Source organism: Pseudotamlana agarivorans, assembly GCF_018860245.1.
In the GTDB taxonomy this organism is placed as follows: domain Bacteria; phylum Bacteroidota; class Bacteroidia; order Flavobacteriales; family Flavobacteriaceae; genus Pseudotamlana; species Pseudotamlana agarivorans_A.
This window is the reverse complement of record NZ_JAHKPD010000009.1, coordinates 1-4959: the sequence shown is the minus strand read 5'-3', so window position 1 is coordinate 4959 and position 4959 is coordinate 1. Positions and strand designations below refer to the sequence as shown.

The 4959-nt window shown below is 32.5% G+C and carries 4 protein-coding genes; all 4 read left to right on the top strand.

Features of this window, described 5'->3' with window-relative positions:
• The first annotated feature begins 211 nt into the window (after positions 1-211).
• Positions 212-1966 (top strand): DUF885 domain-containing protein, encoded by a 1755-nt coding sequence (locus KO493_RS04825; RefSeq protein ID WP_216066817.1) that lies wholly within the window; start codon positions 212-214, stop codon positions 1964-1966.
• A 170-nt stretch (positions 1967-2136) separates the two neighbouring features.
• A complete protein-coding gene (locus KO493_RS04820; RefSeq protein ID WP_216066816.1) occupies positions 2137-2742 on the top strand; it encodes a hypothetical protein in 606 nt (201 codons plus the stop codon).
• A gap of 154 nt (positions 2743-2896) precedes the next feature.
• Positions 2897-3376, top strand: a complete 480-nt coding sequence (locus KO493_RS04815; protein ID WP_026812393.1) for a phosphoethanolamine transferase domain-containing protein — start codon at positions 2897-2899, stop codon at positions 3374-3376.
• Positions 3377-3516: 140 nt separating this feature from the next.
• Positions 3517-4263: a YqjF family protein gene (locus KO493_RS04810; protein WP_216066815.1), complete on the top strand. Its 747-nt coding sequence runs from the start codon at positions 3517-3519 to the stop codon at positions 4261-4263.
• The last annotated feature ends 696 nt before the right edge of the window (positions 4264-4959 follow it).

Sequence of the window (4959 nt, the reverse complement as noted above, 5' to 3'; positions counted from 1 at the left end):
TCTTAAACTATAAAACACCCATGGAAATTTTAACTCAGAACTCTGCCTAGTTTTTTCTTTCTAAAAAGCCTTCAAAAAAAAAAGGTTTTTTGGAAAGAAAAAACTAAATTGTACCAAACCAAAATATTAACACTTGTTGCGTTAGCACCTTGAATCCACCGACATTTAACATTAATAATGAATTCATCTATAAACCAAAAAACTTCAAAATATGAAACGACTTCTCCCATTATTAATGATGCTGATTTTTTCAGTAACGGCTTGCAAAGAAAAAACAAGTAAAGAAGTCTACAGTGACCAAAATGAGAGTTTTGAGTCCTTTAAAGACGAATTCTTATTAGAACTTTGGAAGCAAAATCCCAGTTGGGCATCTTGGGCTGGTTTGCATGAATACGATTCCATATTGAATACCTTCTCATTAGAAAATAGACAAAAGTTACTTACATCGAATAAAGAAATAGCATCGAAACTCCAGACTTTTGAGTTAACAAAATTAGATGATGGTAATAAAATTGACTATCATCTAATTGATAATTTTATTGAATCAGAAGTATGGTATCTCAATGAATTTAAGTCCTATGAGTGGAATGCATCAAATTACAACATAGCAGATCGAGTATGGACAATAATGAATGGTAACTATGCAGATCTTGACACACGATTAGATATTCTTTCTACTCTTCTAGTTAAGGTTCCATCCTTTTATCAATCAGGAATCGATAACCTAAAAAATCCTACGATGGAACATCTAGAACTAGGCCTGATTCAAAATAAGGGAGCATTGGAAGTTTTAGATGATGGTCTTCTGGATTCAATATCAAACTCATCTTTAAGCGATAAGAGAAAAGACTTGCTTAAATTGCGAGTGAATGAATCAAAAGATGCAATTACCAATTATATTTCAACACTTGAGAAACTCAAATTAGAATTTGACAGTAGTTCGGCCTCAAGTCCAAGAATAGGGAAAGCGCTATTTACTAAAAAATATGAATTAGAAGTAAACTCAAATTATACGGCAGAAGAAATTTATAATAAAGCACTAAAAGAAAAGGAGGCATTACATCAGCAAATGATAGTCATAAGTGATACGTTATGGAATAATTATCTAGTTGATATTGAAAAGCCTACTGATAAAATTGCCATGGTGAAGATGTTAATTGATAAAATCGCCGAAAAACATGTGAGTCGTGAAAATTTCTTCGAAGAAATTAATCGTCAAATTCCTATTCTATCTGCATTTGTAAAAGATCATGACCTTTTAACACAAGATCCGTCTAAGCCGCTGGTTGTGCGCGAAACTCCTCCATATATGCGAGGTGGTGGTGCTGGTGCATCTGTAAGTAGCCCTGGTCCTTACGAAAAAGGAAAGAACACCTATTACAATGTGACTCCCCTTGACGATTATAGCGATGAAGAAGCTGAAAGTTACCTTAGAGAATATAACCACTATATACTTCAAATTTTAAATATACATGAAGCGATTCCTGGACATTATACACAGCTGGTCTATGGAAACGAGTCTCCAAGCATAATTAAGTCTATACTACAGAATGGTGCTATGATTGAAGGTTGGGCAAATTATGCAGAAATTATGATGTTAGAAGAAGGATATAATAATTCGCCAGAAATGTGGTTGATGAGAAATAAATGGCACTTGAGAGGTGTGACGAATACCATTTTAGATTATAGCTATCATGTGCTTAATCTTGAAAAAGAAGAAGCGATGAAACTTATGATTAAAGACGCTTTCCAAGAAAAAACGGAGGCTGAGAATAAGTGGCGAAGAGTTACATTATCTTCTGTTCAACTTAGTTCTTATTTTACTGGATTCTCTCAAATTTATGAACTTCGAGATGAGATTAAAGGAATAAAAGGAGACTCATTTAATCTAAAAGAATTTCACGAACAGTTCCTAAGCTATGGTAATGCACCAGTAAAACATATACGTGAGTTAATGCTAAAATAAACTGAGTACATGAAACTTCATATAACAACGTGTATAGTTAATAGCTGTAGCTGGTTAAGACGAAGATCTTTGCGTACTTTTTACTATATTGTTTTGCGGAATATGAATCGTGTACTTTTACGCAACTAACCATACACGAAGACGTTACCACACATAAGAAAAACCGACCTATGAAACTATTAACAGGATTTTACATTTTTGTTTTAATTACAAGTCTTTTAACAATTAACAACAACCTGAATGAATTATTAAATCCAACAATTATTATCAGTTTAATAGGAATTGTATCAGCAGTATTATTTTTTACTAAAAAATCGAGTTTTTATTTTTTAGGGGTTATTTGGATTATTGCTCAAATTCCATACTTGATAATTGGAGAATATACTATTGATTTTTCTCAATTTCTGAATTTTCATTTTTCTCTTAATATTGGCCCTGTATCTTTAGGATTAAATGCTCAAATATTTTTGTTGTTTTTTATAAAACCAATTTTACTCTCTGAATTTCTATTTCAAAAAGTGACTTTCAAAGCATACACTGAAAATGATAAACTAAAAAGAGAGAATAAATATTCTTTTATCCCAACAGATATAATAGGAAAAAAATTAGTTGGGAATTCTGAAATTGAAATTGAAAACGAAATTTATTCAAAAGTAGCGTTTGAACCTGGAAAAAGCGAAAAAATTAAAAAAGCAGGTATTACATTAATTCCTTCAAACAAAATTGGAAAAATAAATGCAACGGTTGAATATAAACTGAATAATTACGTGTGGTAACACCGTATATAATTTATTGCTAGAGTTCTAGCCTACTTACGAAAATCCTCGCGGATTTTCTATTCAGTTTGTATTTGCTAAATTAGCTACTTAAAACCCGCAACAAACCATATACATAATCCGTTACCAACAAGCTAAAAAAAACGAACACAAAATGAAAATCGAGTTTAAAGAAGAACAAAAATTCACTCAATGGTGGCTTTGGCTAATTTTAATCGGAATTGGAATTTTACCGATTTTCGGAATTTACAAACAATTAATTCTCGGAGAAAAATTTGGAGATAAACCAATGTCTGACTTCGGACTTATAATTTTTTGTGTGCTCATTTTTGGTTTAATAGCTATGTTTTGGTTTATGCGACTGAAAACTGAAATTGATCAAAATGAAATACGAATGAACTTCTTCCCTTTCGTTAAAAAGCAAGTAAATTGGAAAGAAATAAAAAACGCAAAAATCGTGAATTATGGATTTGTTGGAGGTTGGGGAATCCGACTTTGGACAAAATATGGAACGGTATATAATACGAAAGGAAACAAAGGTTTGGCAATTGAGCTTCAAAATGGGAAAAAATTTCTAATCGGAACTCAAAAAGAAACTGAACTGAATAAAATACTAGAAAAAGCCAGTTGGTAACACCGTATATAATTTATTGCTAGTTTTGGTTTGTTTGGAATATCTGTGGATTTACAAAAGGTAAGTTCAAGTTTACCAAATTAGTTGTTTTAACACGCACCAAATCATATACATAACCGTTGTAGCCAATTTGAGAAAAAATGACAATCCGAGAGATATTAAACACAACTGAACACAGACCTTGGAAATTGCCGAATGAAAAATGGAAATTTTATCAAGAGTGGAATAATGCAATATTTCTTCATTGGCAAGTGGAATTATCCGAATTGAAAAAGTTTGTCCCAAAGGAACTTGAAATTGACCTTTTTGACGGAAAACCTTGGATTTCGGTTGTTGCTTTTACTATGGAAAAGATAAGACCGAAAAACCTGCCTGCATTCCAACCGATTTCGAATTTTGATGAAATTAATATCCGAACTTATATAAAATCAAATAACAAAACTGGAGTGTATTTTTTGAGCATTGAAGGCGGAAAAAGTTTGTCTTGTAAAGTTGCGAAAGGAATGTCTGAACTTCCGTATAGATTTTCAAAAATCAAACGGACTGAAAACCAATACAAATCTAATAACTCGGAATTTAATGACAAATTGAATATTCAGTTTGAGATTGGAAAAGGAATTAAGGAGAAGACGGAATTGGAAAAGTGGTTAACCGAAAGATATGCTCTTTTTCAAGACACAGAAACGTCTATTAACGAATTTGAAATCCACCATTTAGAATGGCCAATTAATAAAATTGACTTGAAGAATTTAGAAATTAATTATCCGAGATTTGACAAACTAATAAAAAACGAACCTGACAAAATTCAATACTCAAAAGGAGTAAAAGTTATTGCTTGGGGAAAGAATAAAAAAGAAAAAACTGGCTACAACAAAGTATATAATTAATGGCTAGTTTTAGCTTACTTACGAAAATCCTTTCGGATTTTCTATTCGGTGTTTATTTGCTAAATTAGATGCTTAAACACGCCACTAATCATATACATAAACGTTATGTGCAACGTATCCACTCTGCTGGAAAAGCATCTAATCCCAAAATTATAACGGAAAAAGCAAAGCGCAATCGGACTAACTTACTCAACCGATTTCGGACTTTAACGATACGAAACTGTTGTGGCGGACTGATACTCAAAACGGGAAATTATGTATAAAAATTAGTTGTTTAAGAATCTGAATATTAAAACCTGATTACTCTGCTGGTTTCTGTCCCAATCAAAACGCAACTGTTGTGTGGTACTGATTAGCTAAGCGGCATATCTTTGTATAATAAAAGTGAATAAGATCGTGAAAATCACTCAATTTGCTTACTCAAGCGGCTTCTGACCATTGCAATGCGCAACTGTTACGGCGGACTGACTTTCTGGGCGGCAAATTTTGGCGGAATTTAAGTGGTTTAAAACGTAAAAAAACATCAATTTTCTCAACACAAAAACGCGGCACATAACAAAATGTAAAATCCATTGCTTACTTTAGCGTTAAGTTAATGTGTAGTACCTCTATCCAACTTCGGATTTCCAAACGGAAATCCTGCTTTCTTAGTCGCAACGCACCTTACATGAGATCGTTATGTGCAACGTATCCACT